This is a genomic window from Citrobacter sp. A316 (assembly GCF_002042945.1).
GTDB lineage: Bacteria > Pseudomonadota > Gammaproteobacteria > Enterobacterales > Enterobacteriaceae > Citrobacter > Citrobacter portucalensis.
This window is the reverse complement of record NZ_MVFZ01000005.1, coordinates 188178-207142: the sequence shown is the minus strand read 5'-3', so window position 1 is coordinate 207142 and position 18965 is coordinate 188178. Positions and strand designations below refer to the sequence as shown.

The 18965-nt window shown below is 51.3% G+C and carries 18 protein-coding genes; 7 read left to right on the top strand and 11 right to left on the bottom strand.

Annotated features, from left to right (window positions below; genetic code table 11):
• Positions 1 to 27: 27 nt before the first annotated feature.
• Entirely contained in the window at positions 28 to 1416 is a 1389-nt protein-coding gene (gene sad, locus BZK41_RS08540; protein WP_079937870.1) for a succinate-semialdehyde dehydrogenase, read from the bottom strand.
• 102 nt (positions 1417 to 1518) lie between these two features.
• On the opposite strand from sad, the gene BZK41_RS08535 reads away from it, so the two are divergent.
• On the top strand, positions 1519 to 2394 hold the full coding sequence (locus BZK41_RS08535; RefSeq protein ID WP_079937869.1) for a LysR family transcriptional regulator: 876 nt from the start codon (positions 1519 to 1521) through the stop codon (positions 2392 to 2394).
• A 222-nt stretch (positions 2395 to 2616) separates the two neighbouring features.
• Positions 2617 to 3813: a sugar transporter gene (locus BZK41_RS08530; protein WP_079937868.1), complete on the top strand. Its 1197-nt coding sequence runs from the start codon at positions 2617 to 2619 to the stop codon at positions 3811 to 3813.
• 37 nt (positions 3814 to 3850) lie between these two features.
• Here the strand turns inward: BZK41_RS08530 and BZK41_RS08525 are convergent, their stop codons facing one another.
• The gene (locus tag BZK41_RS08525; RefSeq protein WP_063941584.1) at positions 3851 to 4516 is read right to left on the bottom strand and encodes a MarC family NAAT transporter; all 666 of its coding nucleotides are present in this window, start codon (positions 4514 to 4516) and stop codon (positions 3851 to 3853) included.
• A 257-nt stretch (positions 4517 to 4773) separates the two neighbouring features.
• Here BZK41_RS08525 and marR point away from each other — a divergent pair, with 257 nt between their 5' ends.
• From marR to marB, 3 genes are read left to right on the top strand one after another with little or no spacing between them, the layout of a single operon-like run.
• Positions 4774 to 5208, top strand: coding sequence for a multiple antibiotic resistance transcriptional regulator MarR (marR, locus tag BZK41_RS08520; protein ID WP_003832935.1), 435 nt, complete (start codon positions 4774 to 4776; stop codon positions 5206 to 5208).
• An 18-nt stretch (positions 5209 to 5226) separates the two neighbouring features.
• Complete coding sequence (gene marA / locus BZK41_RS08515; protein WP_003032424.1) at positions 5227 to 5610, top strand: MDR efflux pump AcrAB transcriptional activator MarA; 384 nt, start codon at positions 5227 to 5229, stop codon at positions 5608 to 5610.
• Positions 5611 to 5640: 30 nt separating this feature from the next.
• On the top strand, positions 5641 to 5859 hold the full coding sequence (marB, locus tag BZK41_RS08510; protein ID WP_003832934.1) for a multiple antibiotic resistance protein MarB: 219 nt from the start codon (positions 5641 to 5643) through the stop codon (positions 5857 to 5859).
• Positions 5860 to 6620: 761 nt separating this feature from the next.
• On the opposite strand, the gene eamA is transcribed toward marB, so the two are convergent.
• Positions 6621 to 7520 (bottom strand): O-acetylserine/cysteine exporter, encoded by a 900-nt coding sequence (gene eamA, locus BZK41_RS08495; protein ID WP_079937867.1) that lies wholly within the window; start codon positions 7518 to 7520, stop codon positions 6621 to 6623.
• 198 nt (positions 7521 to 7718) lie between these two features.
• Between eamA and ydeE the strand changes: the two genes are divergently transcribed.
• The gene (gene ydeE, locus BZK41_RS08490; RefSeq protein WP_079937866.1) at positions 7719 to 8906 is read left to right on the top strand and encodes an efflux MFS transporter YdeE; all 1188 of its coding nucleotides are present in this window, start codon (positions 7719 to 7721) and stop codon (positions 8904 to 8906) included.
• Positions 8907 to 8946: 40 nt separating this feature from the next.
• On the opposite strand, the gene urtE is transcribed toward ydeE, so the two are convergent.
• Genes urtE through urtA form a run of 5 tightly spaced genes read right to left on the bottom strand, consistent with a single transcriptional unit; the run spans position 8947 to position 14414 of the window.
• A complete protein-coding gene (gene urtE, locus BZK41_RS08485) occupies positions 8947 to 9645 on the bottom strand; it encodes an urea ABC transporter ATP-binding subunit UrtE (RefSeq protein WP_079937865.1) in 699 nt (232 codons plus the stop codon).
• 9 nt (positions 9646 to 9654) lie between these two features.
• Positions 9655 to 10452: an urea ABC transporter ATP-binding protein UrtD gene (urtD, locus tag BZK41_RS08480; RefSeq protein WP_079937864.1), complete on the bottom strand. Its 798-nt coding sequence runs from the start codon at positions 10450 to 10452 to the stop codon at positions 9655 to 9657.
• Entirely contained in the window at positions 10452 to 11525 is a 1074-nt protein-coding gene (gene urtC / locus BZK41_RS08475; RefSeq protein WP_079937863.1) for an urea ABC transporter permease subunit UrtC, read from the bottom strand. Before urtC ends, urtD begins: the two co-directional genes overlap by 1 nt.
• Complete coding sequence (gene urtB, locus BZK41_RS08470; protein WP_079937862.1) at positions 11525 to 13099, bottom strand: urea ABC transporter permease subunit UrtB; 1575 nt, start codon at positions 13097 to 13099, stop codon at positions 11525 to 11527. Before urtB ends, urtC begins: the two co-directional genes overlap by 1 nt.
• Before the next feature lie 43 nt (positions 13100 to 13142).
• A complete protein-coding gene (gene urtA, locus BZK41_RS08465) occupies positions 13143 to 14414 on the bottom strand; it encodes an urea ABC transporter substrate-binding protein (protein WP_003832925.1) in 1272 nt (423 codons plus the stop codon).
• Positions 14415 to 14900: 486 nt separating this feature from the next.
• On the opposite strand from urtA, the gene mgtS reads away from it, so the two are divergent.
• Positions 14901 to 14996, top strand: coding sequence for a protein MgtS (gene mgtS / locus BZK41_RS26890; protein ID WP_003032406.1), 96 nt, complete (start codon positions 14901 to 14903; stop codon positions 14994 to 14996).
• A gap of 283 nt (positions 14997 to 15279) precedes the next feature.
• Here mgtS and BZK41_RS08460 read toward each other — a convergent pair whose 3' ends face one another.
• The 3 genes from BZK41_RS08460 to dcp form a co-directional block, all read right to left on the bottom strand.
• A complete protein-coding gene (locus tag BZK41_RS08460; RefSeq protein WP_079937861.1) occupies positions 15280 to 16206 on the bottom strand; it encodes a diguanylate cyclase in 927 nt (308 codons plus the stop codon).
• A gap of 197 nt (positions 16207 to 16403) precedes the next feature.
• Positions 16404 to 16622, bottom strand: coding sequence for a hypothetical protein (locus BZK41_RS08455; protein WP_079937860.1), 219 nt, complete (start codon positions 16620 to 16622; stop codon positions 16404 to 16406).
• A 288-nt stretch (positions 16623 to 16910) separates the two neighbouring features.
• On the bottom strand, positions 16911 to 18956 hold the full coding sequence (dcp, locus tag BZK41_RS08450; protein ID WP_079937859.1) for a peptidyl-dipeptidase Dcp: 2046 nt from the start codon (positions 18954 to 18956) through the stop codon (positions 16911 to 16913).
• Positions 18957 to 18965 lie beyond the last annotated feature (9 nt).

Here is an 18965-nt window from a genome sequence, read left to right as displayed (position 1 = left end):
GTGCCCCCAGCGGAGGCACCTACACCATCAAAGGCGGTTTTTCCAGACGGTCTGCACGTTACAAAACTCATGCAGGCCAAAGTGCGAAAGCTCGCGGCCAAAACCACTTTTCTTCACACCACCAAACGCAACGCGGGCATCGCTGGCGCTGTAACCATTGATAAATACGCCACCACACTCCAGGCGTGACGCCATCTTCTGTGCCAGTGCTTCATCAGCAGTAAATACCGTGGCGGATAAGCCGAAATCACTGTCATTCGCCAGCGCTAAAGCATGTTCCGCATTCTTCGCCACGGTAATTGCCGCCACCGGACCAAACAGCTCCTGGCGGAACGCCGTCATTTCAGGGGTGACATCGCCCAGTACCGTCACGGCATAGTAGTTGCCCTGACCGGCAATTTTTTCCCCGCCGAGAAGTAACCGCGCTCCTTCAGCAAGGGTGGCTTCAACCTGCTGGTGCAACTCATCACGCAGATCAAATCGCGCCATCGGCCCCAGATCGTTTTCTTCGTTCAGCGGATCGCCCATTTTGAGCGCGCTTGCGGCGGCCACAAAGCGTGAAGTAAATTCTGCCGCGATCCCTTCTTCGATAATAAAGCGTTTGGCTGCCGCACAAACCTGCCCGGTGTTCTGATAACGCCCGGCGACCGCCGCCTTAACGGCCAGATCGAGGTCAGCATCATTGAGGACAATAAACGGGTCGGAGCCGCCCAGTTCAAGCACACATTTTTTCAGCGCGGCACCCGCCTGGGCGCCAATCGCCGCACCGGCACGTACACTGCCTGTCACCGTTACCGCCGTAATACGCGGGTCATTGATCATCTGACTGACCCCGGCGTTATCGGCATTCACCCACCCATAGACCCCCGCGGGTACACCAGCATCAGCGAAAACCTGCGCAATAATTGCAGCACAGCCGGTTACGTTAGGTGCATGCTTTAGCAGGTAACCATTTCCGGCCAACAGAATCGGAACGGCACCTCGCATTACCTGCCAGAGCGGGAAGTTCCACGGCATGATCGCCAGAATGGTTCCTACCGGACGATACTCAATCACCGCCTGGTTATTTTCCACCAGCGTGGGTTCCGGACTGAGCATCGCCGGTCCATGCTCGGCGTACCAGTCACACAACGCAGCTGATTTGGCGACTTCAGCACGCGCCTGCTTAATGGGTTTACCCATTTCACGTGAGATACACTGCGCCATCTCTTCCGCACGATGGCGCAGAGCCTGCCCGATATGGCGTAGCGTTTGCGCACGGTGCTCAACGGAAGTGCGTTTCCATTCGCTATAGCCATTCGCCGCAAGGTTCAGCGCATGATCAATCTCTTTCACGCTGGCCCACGGTGTCGCCGTCAGCCTTTCACCGCTGGCAGGGTCAACGGAAATCGCATGTGTTGCTGCTGTGATAGTCATAAGTGCCTCTCTTTATCGCAGGGTATGGTTATATCATGAGCATATTTACTCTTTCTGAAAAATGAATAATATTAACCATACCATTCACGAATAGAGAAGATTATGGATCTGACGCAGCTGGAAATGTTCAATGCCGTCGCGGAGACTGGCAGTATTACGCAGGCCGCCGCGAAGGTGCATCGCGTGCCTTCCAATCTCACCACCCGTATACGTCAGCTTGAAGCCGACCTGGGCGTCGATCTGTTTATTCGTGAAAACCAGCGTCTGCGGCTTTCCCCGTCCGGGCATAACTTTTTGCGCTACAGCCAGCGGATCCTGGCACTGGTTGAAGAAGCAAGGATGGTGGTCGCTGGGGATGAGCCACAAGGACTCTTCTCTCTCGGCTCGCTTGAAAGTACAGCAGCAGTACGCATCCCCGCCACGCTGGCTGAATATAACCAGCGTTACCCTAAAATTCAGTTCGCGTTGGCGACAGGTCCTTCAGGCACAATGCTGGACGGCGTGCTCGACGGTACATTGAACGCTGCCTTTGTCGATGGCCCAATTACCCATCCGGGACTTGAAGGAATGCCGGTCTACCGCGAAGAGATGATGATTGTCACGCCTAACGGTCATCCCCCCATTCAGCGGGCCAGCGACGTTAACGGTTGCAGTATTTACGCCTTTCGCGCCAACTGTTCCTATCGCCGCCATTTCGAAAGCTGGTTTCATGCCGATCGCGCCATGCCCGGCACCATTCATGAAATGGAGTCATATCACGGCATGCTGGCCTGTGTCATTGCCGGCGCGGGTATCGCAATGATCCCGCGTTCGATGCTGGAGAGCATGCCTGGACATCATCAGGTCAACGCCTGGCCGCTAAGCGAGAACTGGCGCTGGCTGAATACATGGCTGGTCTGGCGCAGAGGTGCAATGACACGGCAGCTGGAGGCGTTTATTGAGGTGTTGAACCCTCAGTTATCACAGAGCCCTGAATAACTGACGATCCTCAAAGAACATGAATACCTGTAAATCCGGGTGAAGTCATACACCCGGAATTTCATTATTATTGAAATAGTTAAAAATACGAGGAATGTTAGGCTGCAAATTGTGGCGCCCTGCCAATGAAATGAGATCCGCATCACAAAATGATTGTATTTTCGCCAGCAAACGTTTTAAGATCGTGGCCTTACCTTTTCGCAGCTAATCCTCTTATTTGATATGACAACAGACACTGTTTCCCGCAAGGTCGCGTGGCTACGGGTAGTTACGCTTGCCATTGCCGGTTTTATTTTCAATACCACAGAGTTTGTCCCTGTTGGCTTGCTGTCCGACATCGCACAAAGCTTCAATATGCAGACCGCTCAGGTCGGGATCATGCTGACGATCTACGCCTGGGTTGTCGCCCTGATGTCGCTCCCCTTTATGTTGCTCACCAGCCAGGTGGAGCGCCGAAAACTTCTGATTTGCCTGTTTGTTGTGTTTATCGCCAGCCATGTACTCTCTTTCCTGGCATGGAATTTTACCGTGCTGGTAATTAGCCGTATTGGTATTGCCTTTGCGCACGCGATTTTCTGGTCAATCACCGCATCGCTGGCAATTCGTTTGGCTCCTGCCGGGAAACGCGCACAGGCTCTCAGCCTGATTGCCACTGGCACCGCACTGGCGATGGTGTTGGGGCTGCCCATCGGGCGTATCGTCGGTCAGTATTTTGGCTGGCGCACGACCTTCTTCGCCATCGGTATGGGGGCGTTAGTTACCCTGCTTTGCCTGATTAAGCTCCTGCCCAAACTACCCAGTGAGCACTCCGGCTCTTTAAAAAGCCTGCCCGTGTTATTCCATCGCCCGGCATTGATGAGTCTGTATCTACTGACGGTGATTGTGGTCACCGCGCATTACACGGCCTACAGCTATATCGAGCCGTTTGTGCAGACCGTCGCAGGCCTGAGCGCAAACTTTGCTACCGTGCTGTTGCTGGTACTGGGTGGCGCGGGAATTGTCGGTAGCGTCATTTTCGGTAAGCTGGGTAATTTGCATGCGTCCGTGCTGATTAGCAGTGCCATTGCCCTGTTGACGGTATGCCTTATGCTGTTACTTCCCGCTGCTGACAGCGAAATGCACCTTGCTATCCTGAGTATTTTCTGGGGCGTTGCCATCATGCTGATAGGTCTGGGTATGCAGGTGAAAGTGCTGGCGCTTGCTCCTGATGCAACTGACGTCGCAATGGCACTGTTCTCAGGTATTTTTAATATCGGCATTGGCGCTGGCGCGCTGGTAGGCAATCAGGTGAGTTTGCACTGGTCGATGTCTACGATTGGTTACGTCGGCGCAGTGCCTGCCGTGGTGGCGTTGATATGGTCGGTGATTATCTTTCGTAAATGGCCAGTATCGCTGGAAGAACAACCTCAACATTCATAAAAAAATATGCCCGGTAGATATTACCGGGCACAGTGTTTTAAGCGTAGGTTTTGATAATTTCCAGCACGCCGTTAATAATAAACTGTACACCCATACACACCAGCAAGAAGCCCATCAAACGAGAAATCGCTTCGATACCACCTTTGCCGACCAGGCGCATGATCCCCCCGGAACTGCGCAAACAGCCCCACAGTATAATCCCGACAACCGCAAAAATAATCGGCGGCGCGATCATGATCACCCAGTCCGGAAATTCGGAGCCATGACGCACGGTTGATGCGGAACTGATGATCATCGCAATCGTCCCCGGGCCGGCAGTGCTTGGCATAGCCAGCGGTACGAAGGCGATATTGGCAGTCGGTTCGTCTTCCAGCTCTTCTGACTTGCTTCTCGCTTCCGGAGAATCATGCGCCTTCTGCTGCGGAAACAGCATCCGAAAGCCGATAAACGCAACGATTAACCCACCCGCAATACGTAGTCCGGGAATCGAAATCCCGAAGGTATTCATCACAAGTTGCCCGGCATAGTACGCCACCATCATGATGGCAAACACGTAAACGGACGCCATGAGTGACTGACGGTTACGCTCTGCGCTGTTCATATTGCCTGCAAGGCCAAGGAACAACGCCACGGTGGTTAACGGGTTTGCCAACGGTAACAGGACTACCAGCCCCAGTCCTATTGCTTTAAACAAGTCCATCATAATGTCATCTTTCCTGTGCGTTAATCGTCAACGGCAAGTATACGGTGAAATCCGCGAGATAAGCCATTTTCGTGGTGTAAGGATTCATTTTTCATCCGCACGTATAAACCATAATTATCAAACCGTTAAAATTCCACTCGCCAGGTATTAAGTCTGATGATTTAGCAAAACGTGGCATTTGCGGATCCATTCGTTTGACTTATATTTGCCTAAGCAATAATATCAGCCGTGACTAACTACTTGCCAGGGCAACCATTGTGAAAAACACCAGTGATCTGTTTAACGAAATCATCCCACTGGGTCGTTTGATCTATATGGTTAATCAGAAAAAAGATCGTTTGTTAAACGACTATCTGTCACCGCTGGATATCACGGCATCGCAGTTCAAGGTGCTCTGCTCCATCCGTTGCGCGGTGTGCATCACCCCTGTCGAATTGAAAAAAGTGCTGTCTGTCGACCTTGGCGCCCTGACGCGGATGCTGGACAGACTGGCCTGTAAAGGCTGGATAGAAAGGCTTCCGAATCCACATGATAAGCGTGGCGTGCTGGTGAAACTCACCGAGCATGGCGCAGCAATTTGCGAGCAGTGTCATCAATTAGTAGGGCAAGACCTGCACCAGGAACTAACAAAAAACTTAACGGCGGATGAAGTAGCCACACTTGAGCACTTGCTTAAGAGAATCCTGCCGTAAACAGAAAGAGGTATGACGATGTCCAGACGCAATACTGACACAATCACTATTCATAGCATTTTGGACTGGATCGAAAATAACCTTGAATCGCCGCTCTCACTGGAAAAAGTGTCAGAGCGTTCAGGTTACTCCAAATGGCACCTGCAACGGATGTTTAAAAAAGAAACCGGTCATTCACTGGGTCAATACATTCGCAGCCGTAAAATGACTGAAATAGCGCAAAAATTAAAAGAAAGTAACGAGCCCATTCTTTATCTGGCAGAGCGTTACGGTTTTGAGTCTCAGCAGACGCTGACCCGGACATTCAAAAACTATTTTGATGTTCCGCCGCATAAATACCGTATGACGAATATGCATGGCGAATCGCGCTATTTGCTTCCACTCAATCAATGTAATTGCTAATCGCCAGTTAACGACGTAACCGAGGAAATCATGAAACTTCTGTCTTATGCAATGCTGGCCCTGCTGTTTGTTGTTTCGGGTCAGAGCATGGCGGAACAGACCGCGCAACCTGCCACCCAGAACAGTCGCGACGCGATGATTATGCCCCCTGCGCACGATCAGTCCCCGTTCGATTTTAATCATATGGGCGCAGGCAGCGACAAGTCCGACGAATTAGGTGTGCCTTATTACAATATGCGCAACCTGTAATTATATTGCCCCGCCACTGCGGTAATGCCAGTCAGTTAACATCTCAGTTTCGTAAGCATCAACCTGTGCTGGCGGGAGTAAAGAACAGGCTATCTCGGAGAAAGAGTTCCGTTCACCTCATGTTCATCGTTTCTCTGAAACACGGATTCCCGTGAACGTGTAAAGGGCGTTCTCCGTCACGCCCTTTACAATCCCGGCTCCCGGCGGGAAAATTGCCACTTCGTGGTTCCCTCCGCTTATTCCTTCAGGCTACCGGGCCGGGCGCGAGGTAGCATCCATGCAAAGCGCGCCCTGAACCCGCATCCATGCGGGTTCTCCCGGCCTTACGGAAACACGTCGGCAATTTTCAGCCGGACCAACTCACACCTCACCTTCTGCGTTTTTTGTTAAAACAGCAAAATAGATTTAACTGGAAGCCAGAGCGTTGAAGCGATGACCCCGGTCCGGCTGAAAATCGATGAGGCGTTGACGGCTGACCGGGGCTGTCCGCAGGGATGCGGACAGAGGGGACGGCCTGCATGGACGCAGGCTCGGCCCCGACCCGACAGGCAGACGGCATAAGACGAATAGCTCGCGTAGCGACGATTTTCCCGCCGGGAGCCTGGGATGCAAGGGAGACGGCGGTGAGTCTCCCTTGCTCGTTCACGGGTATCTACGCTTCAGAGAAATGATACCGCTGAGGTGAACGGAACCATGAGCAATAACCACATGTTCACCATACATGCTTAACTGACGAGCATTACGCCACTGCGGGGCTTTTTTTAGCCCCTCACCGACGCAACCTTACGCAACCGAAAGCCAAACACATTGATATACAACCCTGCCATGATCAGTAGCGCACCGACCAGTTGCAATCCGGTCAGCGTTTCATCCAGCAACACGACTGCACTCGCCAGCCCGACAACCGGCACCAACAGCGATAACGGTGCTACCCGCCAGGTCTCATAGCGTCCGAGTAACGAACCCCAGATGCCATAACCCACGATGGTCGCCACAAACGCCAGATAAACCAGTGACAGAATGGTTGTCATATCTATCGCTACCAGGCTTTGGGTCATTTGCGTTGGACCATCGAGAATCAATGATGCGAGGAAGAACGGAACAATGGGGATTAACGCGCTCCATACCACCAAGGACATTACGGCCGGACGCGATGTATGCTGCATGATTTTTTTGTTAAAGATATTGCCGCAGGCCCAGCTTAGCGCCGCCGCCAGCGTCAGCATAAAACCGAGCATGCCAACATGCTGCCCGTTCAGACTGGCCTCAATCAGCACCAGCACGCCAAATACCGCCAGCGCAATGCCTACCAGTTGTTTACCCTGCAGACGTTCGCCAAAGGCAAATGCCCCAAGAATGATGGTGAAAAACGCCTGAGCCTGCAATACCAGAGAAGCTAACCCGGCAGGCATACCGAATTTGATAGCGCTAAAGAGAAACGCAAACTGCCCAAAACTGATGGTTAGCCCATAGCCGAGCAACAGCGAAAGTGGGATTTTCGGCCTGGCAACAAAGAGTATTGCCGGGAACGCCACCAGTAAAAAACGCAGCCCTGCCAGCATTAAGGGGGGCATATTATGCAGCCCCACTTTGATGACCACAAAGTTCAGTCCCCAAACCACAACGACCAGTAACGCTAATAACCCGTCTTTACGCGACATACCACCGCCCCTGCAAATATTAAATTTTTGTAAACAAGTTAAAGTAACGGAAATCGTTGTGCCGTAACAGATCATTATTTCAGGTAGGCCATGCAAGGCATTTTCGGACAACTTATTGAGTGTACATCACAGTTTTTGCATGCTATTTGTTTCTTATATCTAAAAAAAACATAACAACATGCATTGTCGGGCAGGAAAATGAATATCTCTCTGAGAAGATCCACTCTCGCGTTACTCGCGTCATCTTTGTTATTAACAATTGGCCGTGGCGCCACTCTGCCATTTATGACGATTTACCTCAGTCGGCAGTATCATCTGAGCGTCGACCTGATCGGCTATGCGATGACTGTCGCGCTGACCATTGGCGTGGTGTTCAGCCTTGGCTTTGGTATTCTGGCCGACAAGTTTGATAAAAAACGCTATATGCTGCTGGCAATTTGTGGCTTTGCGTCCGGCTTTATTGCGATCCCACTGGTGCATAACGTGGTGGTAGTGGTTTTGCTCTTTGCTCTGATCAACTGCGCGTACTCCGTCTTCGCCACGGTGCTGAAGGCCTGGTTTGCCGATAATCTGTCTGCCACCAACAAGACTAAAATTTTCTCGCTTAACTATACCGTGCTGAATATTGGCTGGACCGTTGGTCCACCGCTGGGCACGCTGCTGGTGATGCAAAGCATTAACCTGCCATTCTGGCTGGCTGCCGCCTGTTCAGCATTGCCACTGGTGTTTATCCAGACCTGGGTAAAACGTTCGACTGTACCATCAGAAGGTTTAAACGCCGCAGAGTGGTCCCCCTCGGTACTTTTGCGCGACCGGGCATTATTCTGGTTTACGTTGTCAGCCTTTCTGGCATCGTTTGTTGGTGGTGCTTTTGCGTCCTGTATTTCGCAATACGTCATGGTGGTCGCCGATGGCGATTTTGCCGAGAAAGTCGTCGCGGTCGTCCTGCCCGTTAACGCCGCCATCGTAGTATCACTGCAATACGCACTTGGTCGCAGGCTCACCGCCACGAATATCCGCCCGTTAATGACAATGGGTACAGTCTTCTTTGTCGTTGGCCTGGTCGGTTTCGCGTTCTCCGGCAACAGCCTGTTGTTATGGGGAATTTCTGCTGCCTTTTTCACTATCGGCGAAGTCATTTACGCACCGGGTGAATACATGCTTATCGACAACATCGCGCCAGCAGGCATGAAAGCCAGCTATTTTTCCGCCCAGTCGTTGGGCTGGCTTGGCGCAGCGGTTAACCCATTAGTCAGCGGCGTCATTTTAACCACATTGCCACCATGGTCGCTGTTTGTAGCGCTGATAGTGGCGATCGTTCTTGCCTGGGCGCTCATGATAAAAGGCATGCGCGCCAAGCCCTGGGGGCAGACGGCGGTCTGCTGATGAGTTTAGCGACAGAGCCGAAGCCGCTCTGTCGCATACCTCAGATAGCAACCAGTCCTCGAACGCCCTCGGCCTCCATATTTTTACCGTCGCCGCTTTGAATAATGCTGCCCCGCGACATCAGCAGGTATTTGTCGGCTAGCTGCTGCGCAAAATCATAGAACTGCTCCACCAGCAAAATGGCCATATCACCCCGGTGTGCCAGTTGAGAAATCACCTGACCAATCTCTTTAATTACCGAAGGCTGAATCCCCTCGGTGGGTTCATCGAGGATCAACAGCTGTGGGCGACTTGCCAGTGCTCGCCCAATTGCCAGTTGCTGCTGTTGCCCGCCGGACAAATCTCCGCCCCGCCGATGCTTCATCTCCTGTAAAACCGGAAAGAGCGCGTAAATATCATCCGGCACATGTCGGGCCTCCGGTGCAGAAAAACGGGAAAGACCGAGCAGCAAATTCTCTTCTACTGTCAAACGCGGAAAAATATCGCGGCCCTGTGGGACATATGCCACACCGGCCCTGACCCGCTGATGCGGCTTCCAGTGAGTGACATTTTTTTCCTGCCAGAGCACGCTTCCGCTACGGGCCGGAATAAGCCCCATCAGACACTTCAGTAGCGTTGTTTTCCCCACGCCGTTACGTCCCAGCAAACATGTCACCTCGCCGATACGCGCTTCAAAGCTCACCCCGCGCAGAATATGGCTGCCACCATAATATTGATTCAGTTCTTTCACCTGCAGCATTTGAACTCCTTAACGCCCGAGATAGACTTCAATAACCTGCTCGTTGGCCTGCACATCGCGAAGGCTCCCCTGAGCGAGGACACGTCCCTGATGTAATACTGTCACGCGATCGGCAATGGTTTCGACAAATCCCATATCGTGCTCAACAACCATCAGAGAGTGCTTTCCGGCAAGCTGGCGAAACAGCTCCGCTGTGTATTCCGTTTCCGCATCCGTCATCCCCGCCGCGGGTTCATCCAGTAGCAATAAATGCGGCTCCTGTACCAGCAGCATGCCAATTTCGAGAAACTGTTTTTGTCCATGCGAAAGCAGACCGGCGCGGCGGGCCCGCTCATTACTCAGTCGCAATAGCGCCAGTACGTCATCAATACGATCCCGTTGTTCGCCTGAGAGTCGTGCCCGTAGAGAACCCCAGACAGATTTATCATTTTTCAGCGCCAGTTCCAGGTTCTCCTCCACCGTTAAGGCTTCAAATACCGTGGGTTTTTGAAATTTCCGTCCAATCCCCTGACGCGCAATGGCGATGGGATCCAGCGTTGTTAAATCGGTCGACTGATCGTATATCGCACGACCACTTTGCGGTCTGGTTTTACCGGTTATGACATCCATTAACGTCGTTTTTCCGGCACCGTTGGGGCCAATAATACAGCGCAGCTCCCCGACACCAATATTGAGCGAGAGATCCGTTAACGCCTGGAATCCGTCGAAATTAACGTTAATTTTTTCCAGTTGCAGCACCGGGTCAGTTTGTTCACGAAACCGATCGCCCGGCATCTGGCGAGTAAAAAGTCCTTCATCTGGCTGCATTATTTGTCTCCCTTGCGAAACAGGCCAATCACACCACGCGGTAAAAAAAGCGTAACGCCAATAAAGATCAGGCCAAGAAATAGCTGCCAGTATTCCGGCATAATGACGGTAAACAGGCTTTTAGCACCGTTCACCAGTACGGCGCCAAATACCGGACCGATCAGGGTTCCACGTCCGCCGAGAGCAACCCAAATCGCCGCTTCAATCGAGTTGGTCGGCGACATTTCGCTGGGATTAATAATCCCTACCTGCGGGACATAAAGCGCCCCGGCCAGGCCGCACAGTACAGCGGAAAGCGTCCACACCAGTAACTTGAAACCTTTCGGATCGTAACCACAGAACATCAGACGGTTCTCGGCGTCGCGCACGGCGGTCAGAATACGACCAAACTTACTGCGGGCCAGCGCAAGTCCCAGCCATATTGCCAGCACCAGCAGCATAACCGTCGCCAGAAACAGCGCGATCCTGGTTGACGTTGCAGTCACCGGAAACCCCAGAATGGTGGTAAAACCGGTAAAACCGTTATTTCCCCCAAAGCCGGTTTCATTGCGGAAAAACAGCAGCATTCCGGCGAAAGTCAGGGCCTGGGTCATGATGGAGAAATAGACCCCTTTGATTTTTGAACGGAAGGCAAACCAACCAAATACCAGCGCCAGCAGGCCCGGCACCAGAACAACCAGCAGCATCGCCCAGAGAAAATGTTGCGTCCCCCACCAAAACCACGGCAGCTCGCTCCACGACAGGAACGACATAAAGGCCGGCAATCCTTCGCCGGAAGCCTGGCGCATCAGGTACATCCCCATTGCATAGCCCCCCAGCGCGAAGAAGATACCGTGTCCCAGCGAGAGCATTCCGGCATAGCCCCACACCAGATCCAGTGCGACGGCCACAATGGCATAGCAGAGAATTTTCCCAGCCAGCGTCAACGTCCACACCGATATGGCCAGCGGATGCTCCGCAGGTAACAGCGCAAGAAACGGCAGAATAATCAGCGCCAGCAGTAAGCCCAGACCCAGCACGCGTGTCACACGTGGCGCTTTACGCACAAGCGTTATTGTCATTGGCATCGTCATCAGTCAATAACCCTCCCTTTCAGCGCGAACAGTCCCTGAGGTCGTTTCTGAATAAACAGAATGATCAGCACCAGGATCATGATTTTGCCCAGAACCGCCCCCACCTGAGGCTCCAGAATTTTATTGAAGATCCCCAGCCCAAATGCCGCAGCCACGCTCCCGGCAAGCTGCCCAACGCCGCCCAATACCACGACCAAAAACGAATCGATAATGTAGCTTTGCCCCAGTTCCGGTCCTACGTTACCTAATTGCGAGAGCGCCACGCCTCCCAGTCCGGCAATCCCTGAGCCGAGACCAAAGGCCAGCATATCGACTCTCCCGGTGGGTACGCCGCAGCAGGCCGCCATATTGCGATTTTGCGTCACGGCACGCACGCGCAGCCCGAGACGCGTTTTATTCAACAGCAGCCAGGTGAAGAACAGCACCAGCATGGCAAAGCCAAGCACCACTATTCGGTTCCATGGCAATATCAGATTGGCATAAACCTGAATACCGCCGGAAAGCCATGCAGGATTGGCGACTTCCAGGTTTTGCGCGCCGAAAGCCATACGCACCAGTTGGATGAGCATCAGGCTGATACCCCAGGTCGCAAGCAGCGTTTCGAGCGGGCGGCCGTATAAATGGCGTATCACCCCGCGCTCCAGAAGCATTCCTACTGCCGCAGTCAGCAAAAAGGCAACAGGGAGAGCAATAACCGGATACCAGGCTAACCCGTGTGGGAAAAACTGGCCCATCAGCTGTTGCACCATCCAGGTACAGTACGCCCCGAGCATTAACATTTCGCCATGCGCCATATTGATGACGCCGAGTAATCCATAGGTTATCGCCAGACCCAATGCCGCCAGCAGCAAAATAGAACCCAGTGACAGTCCCATGAAGGCCTGCCCAAGAAGATCCCCAATCTTCATGCGATGAGCGATGGAATTCAGGCTTTCGCCAGCGGCAGCACGCACGCGGGCATCGGGTTCATGTTCGGCCCGGGTGAATGGCTGCAGGCGCGCCTGAGTTTCAGGATCATTTGACGCGCCTAATAGCTCAATTGCCTGACGCCTGACCTCCGGCGAGGTGCTGCTCAGTTGCAGATTTGCCAGAGCAATAGCGAGTGCGGATTTCACATCACCATCTGACTCCTGAGCCAGTCGTTGCTGTAAAAACGACAGCATGCCCGGCTGCGCCTCACGCTGTAATGTACGAGCTGCCTTTCCCCTTTCCGTGACACTGTCACTTAAAAGTTGATGAACAGCCAACGCTCCGGCCACCAGATTACGCAGGCGGTTAGTCAGGCGAATTTTTTTTAGTTCGCCGTTCGGGGCTGTCGCTGTTCCTAACGGCTGTACGTGCGGGCCGTTCATGATGAAGGCATTTTTCGCACTATCGGTCAGCAGGTTCTCATCTCGTAGCGCGCTGAGCAGCGGGATGCGCTGAACATCGGGATTCACGGCCCATTGTTCAAGCAAAGCGGCCTGCTGAGTCCGGTTGGCGGCGGAAAAGGTATCGGCATCTGCGGCCTGCGCTATCCACGGCAAAAACCACATTAGCAACAACACACCACGAATAAAGCGCATAGCTTTCATGAGCGTTCTCCAAAGCATTACCCTCCCGCAGGAGGGCGTTAGATCAGTTGCTGGCGGTTTTCACAGGCTGTTCAGATTTTTTATCATTACCAGCGATGTACGGACTCCACGGCTGGGCGCGGACCGGCTCATCGGTTTGCCAGACCACGTTAAACTGGCCGTTGCCTTCAATCTCGCCAATCATGACGGGTTTATGCAGGTGATGGTTGGTCGCATCCATAGTCAGGGTAAAGCCTGATGGCGCGGCGAAGGATTGCCCCGCCATAGCAGCACGAACTTTATCCACATCGGTAGTTCCGGCTTTTTCTACCGCCTGCGCCCACATATGCAGGCCAACATACGTAGCTTCCATTGGGTCGTTCGTCACCACCGAATCAGCATTCGGTAATTTGTGCGCTTTGGCATACGCCCGGTAATCAGCGACAAACTTTTTGTTGGCCGCATTATCGACGGACTCAAAGTAGTTCCAGGCGGCAAGGTTGCCCACCAGCGGTTTGGTATCAATACCGCGTAGCTCCTCCTCACCTACGGAAAAAGCCACGACCGGCACATCGGTGGCTTTCAGCCCCTGATTGGCTAACTCTTTATAAAACGGTACGTTAGAATCCCCATTGATGGTCGATACCACCGCCGTTTTACCCCCTGCGGCGAATTTTTTAATACTGGCGACAATGGTCTGGTAATCGCTGTGTCCGAATGGGGTGTACACCTCTTCGATGTCTTTATCGGCGACCCCTTTTGAATGCAAAAAGGCGCGTAAAATTTTGTTGGTCGTGCGCGGATAAACATAATCTGTGCCCAGCAGGAAGAAGCGTTTCGCGCTACCACCGTCCTCACTCATCAGATACTCAACCGCAGGGATCGCCTGCTGATTAGGGGCTGCGCCGGTATAGAAGACGTTAGGCGACATCTCCTCACCTTCATATTGCACTGGGTAAAACAGCAGACCGTTTAACTCTTCAAATACCGGTAGAACCGATTTACGCGAAACCGATGTCCAGCAGCCGAAAACTGCCGCTACCTTGTCCTGACTCAGCAATTGCCTTGCTTTTTCTGCAAATAACGGCCAGTTCGAGGCCGGGTCAACCACCACCGGTTCCAGCTTTTTACCCAACACACCACCCTGAGCATTTATTTCATCGATAGTCATCAACGCCACATCTTTTAGCGGCGTTTCGGATATGGCCATCGTGCCGGATAACGAATGCATGATGCCAACCTTAATGGTGTCGGCTGCCTGAACGCTAAAACTCACGCCCATTGCTACAACAGAGGCAGAAAGTGCAAAAGCTTTTAAAAATGTACGACGCTGCATAGTTTCACTCCTGAAATTAGACTTGCTGAAAGCTCCGGTGCAGCCGGGCAGACAAAACGGTGCAAATTAAGGGTGTTCAGAAGTGATAAGGCAAAAACGATGCCAGATATTAAAATACCCTATAAAATCAATAAATTAGAACTCTACACACAAAGATCAGTATTCCATTTCCCCGCCAAAAGGATTAATCACACGAAAAAATGAACCACCATGAAACAACCCTGCATTATAAACGTGCAACAATCTGTGTCAGCATCACACCGTCATAACAGCGTCTCAGGGTTTAAAAACAGGGTTATTTGTGCGCAGATAAATGTGTCTCGTCACTATTATTTATTTTATACGACGTGATCATGTCAAAAATTTACTTTTCAGCCGAAATAATCACACAGTTCAGCCTTTGTTTAAGATTGAATTGCTACTATAGTCATAAGCGAGGTGAACTTAAGGTAAGAGAGGAAACTCACAGATAAAGGAGCATTTACTATGCTGGGTAATATGAATATTTTTATGGCTGTTCTGGGAATTATTTTATTTTCCGGTTTCCTGGCCGCGTATTTTAGCCACAGATGGGATGATTGATGAACGGAGATAGTCCTGCACCGACCCGGCCCCTTGTAGCGTAACTGCACAAGGGGCCATTTTTTTACCTGAATCGCGCTCGCGGTACCTTTTTCCTGATTTACAGATAAAAAAAACCGCCGGATAAACCAGCGGTAAATGCTTGCATGGATAGATTTGTGTTTTGCTTTTATACGCTATCTGGCAATTCCCTGCGAAGATAACGGATAGTCAGCTAACCTATCATCGACAACCCCAATGAAAGTTAAACGAAACGCAACTACCTCAAAGCGTTTTCGAAAACTCACGCACTGAGGGGATACGAGGTCTCGTCATTGATGTCCACCAACGCGATCTGCTCATTTTCATTCATAAACATACAGCGATTTCTGCCGGTCTGTTTCCCCTGATACATCGCCCTGTCAGCCCGACCAAGCGCGGTATCCAGCGTTTCACCCTGTTGAACCCGGGTTATGCCAGCCGTTACCGTGATACCGATCTCTCCATCAGAGTAGGGAATTTTTTTCTGACCAATCAGACGACAAAGTCGCAAACCCGCCTGGCATGCCTGCTCGTCCGTTTTTGTTCTAATGATGATAATGAACTCTTCTCCACCGTAGCGGTACGCCACTTCATCATATCGCGTCCATGACAATAAATTTGATGCCAGAGCCCGCAATACCACGTCACCAACCAAATGGCCGTAGGTATCGTTAACGTATTTAAAACGATCGATATCCAACAACAATAAATAGAGATTAAGCGGTTCGGCATCGAGCAACTGCCGATCAAAAGACTCATCAAGCATTCTTCTGCCAGGTAAACCTGTTAATACATCGATATTACTACGGATACTCAATAAATATATTTTGTAGTCCATTACAGATGAGGTAAATGCCAGAAGCGCGTCCTGGAAACTGTCGAAATGCCATGAGTGGCTACGTTTCTCCACTATAGCCAATAGCAACTCCTTGCCTAATAAATGCATCTTTTCGTGAGTGGCACTTATCTTGCTCACGTAACTACAATCATCCTCATTGTACCGCGATTGATTATTAAGCCACTGTCCAAATCGACAAACTAAATGCGAGTTTTCACCCATAATATCAGGCTGTGTTACATCTGAAGACACCACGCAGCGGAACATCTTTACCAGCCATTTGTAGTGGGCATCAATGGACTTGTTCAACTCAATCAAAATTGTATCTATTTCCTTCGTATTTCTCATCATCACGTTCTCTCTCCCTGTTCGAGCGTTTCTGATGGAATTATCTTAACGATAAAAAAGAAAATTTATGTAAATTTTTTAATAGTAATTAATAAGCCGCGATTAACAATAGCATTGCGCTATGCCACTGGTCGCGGCATAGCGAGTATCGCCGACTCAGTTCATACCTGGCTCAAATTGGTCGCGGTTCATTGAGCCTTTTATTTTCGCGGATAGATAAAAACCGTTAAGAAAGCTGATGTGTATGCCTTAAGCTTTTTATAGCTATGAATGTCCAGTGTCAGTGTTGCTACCGTCAGAGTTGTTACGGTCAGGGTAAAAATTACAATATCCCCTGCAGTCGCCAGTGGCCAATTCTCAAAGTAGGTTTGCAGACTGTTAAGGACGATTTTATCAACAAGTTCTGTACGTTCAGGCATGTTTAAGACCTCTATGAAGTTCAACGTTTTGGAACAATGATTGTCGCACAGAGTAAAAGTAACTTTTTCCGGTAAGGACGTTAAATTGCAGGGTTCTTTTCTTAGATAATTCAAATAAACGGGCATCACATCCGGTTGTTGATGCGCGAAGCGACAGTAAGCAGTAGGCCGGATGGCGCTTCGCTACCCGGCCTACTGCGTAATTCCCTTTTCAGCACAATGATGAATTTATCGGCATCATTATGTTTAACTAAGCTGAATTGAGGACTTTCCCCCTCTGAACAAACCTTACGCGCTCAAACCACGATGTTCCAGCATCGGCTCCATTTTTGGATCGCGTCCGCTCCACTGGCGGTAAAGTTCAGTTAAATCAGTGCTATTTCCACGAGACAAAATCGCTTCGCGGAATTTCTGCCCGTTTTCGCGGGTTAATCCGCCCTGCTCTACAAACCACTGATAGCCATCATCGGCCAGCATTTGCGTCCACAAATAGGCGTAATAACCTGCGGCATAACCGCCGCCGAAGATATGGGCAAAATAGCTGCTGCGATAACGAGGCGGCACAGCCTTGAGTTCCAAACCTTCTGCTGCCAGCGCCTGCTGTTCAAATTGATCAACCGAAAGAGATAACGCGCTATTTTCCAGACTGTGCCAACGCATATCCAGCAATGCAGCACTGAGCAGTTCGGTCATGTCGTAACCTTTGTTAAACAGGCTGGCCCGCTGCATCTTATCCCGCAACGCCTGCGGCATTTGCTCCCCGGTATCAACATGACGAGCAAAACGAGCAAAGACCTGCGGATGACTTGCCCAGTGTTCGTTGATCTGCGAAGGAAATTCAACAAAATCACGCGGAGTGTTGGTCCCTGAAAGCGTGGCATAACGCTGAGTAGCGAACAGGCCGTGCAACGTGTGCCCAAACTCATGAAATAACGTAATAACATCATCCCACAATAACAGTGCAGGCTGACCTTTTGCCGGTTTTTGATAATTACACACGTTGTAAATAACCGGCCGGGTTTCATTGAGTTGCGATTGCTCAACAAAATTGCCCATCCAGGCACCACCGCTTTTCGATTCCCGGGCAAAGAAGTCGCCGTAAAATAACGCCAGACCTACGCCATCGTGATCAAATATTTCCCATACCCTAACATCCGGGTGATAAACAGGAATGTCGAACCGTTCTATAAATTTTATGCCAAAGAGTTGATTGGCCGTCCAGAAAACGCCCTCGTTCAGCACCGTATCAAGGGCAAAGTAAGGTTTGAGCTGCGCCTCATCCAGAGCATATTTCTCACGACGAACCTGCTCAGCATAAAATGCCCAGTCCCAGGCCTCGACGTTAAATTGCCCCTGTTCGTGATTGATAACATTCTGGATTTCGGCCTGTTCATCCAATACCCGAGCTCGCGCGGCAGGAACAATCGCCCGCATGAAAGTCAGTGCTGCTTCCGGTGTTTTTGCCATCTGGTCGGCAATTTTCCATGCCGCGTAATTGGCAAAACCGAGTAGTTTCGCCTGCTGCATCCGGATCTCGACCAGTCGCTGAACAATCGCCCGAGTATCGTTAGCGTCATTGTTTTCTGCTCTCGTCCATGCGCGGTTGAACAGATTTTCACGAGTCTGGCGATCGCGTAACGCCGCAAGCGCCGGTTGCTGTGTCGTGTTCAATAGCGGGATAACCCAACGCGCTTCAAGCCCTTTATCCTTTGCAGCTTCGGCGGCAACGGCAATTTCCTCTGCACTGAGTCCATCCAGATAACGTGCATCATCCACCACCAGAGCACCGGACTTGTTCGCCGCCAGCAGCCGTTGATTAAACTGGCTGGTCAGCGTGGCGGACTCCGTATTGAGCACTTTAAGGCGGGTTTTATCCGCCTCATTCAAACGTGCGCCAGCTAGTACAAAACGCTGGTGGATGACCTCCAGCAAGCGTGATGATTCGCTATCCAGTCCCAGCGAACCTCGCCGTTGCCAGACCGCTTCAACGCGCGAGAAAAGTGCTTCATTGAGATAGATATCATTGGCAAGGCTCGCCAGTTCCGCGGAAAACTCTTCATCAAGGCGCTGTAGTTCATCGTTGGTGTGTGCCGCCGTCATCGCGAAGAAAACGCTGGTTACGCGTGTCAGCAAAGCGCCACTTTGTTCAAGCGCCAGCAACGTATTGGCAAAATCAGGGGCTTGCGGGTTTTGCACAATCGCCTCGATCTCTGCACGTTTTTGCCGCACACCTTCATCGAACGCGGGGCGATAGTGCTGCACATCTATCTGATCAAACTGCGGGGCCTGATACGGCAATGTGCTGTGGTGAAAAAAAGGATTCGTTAACGACATCTTTCACTC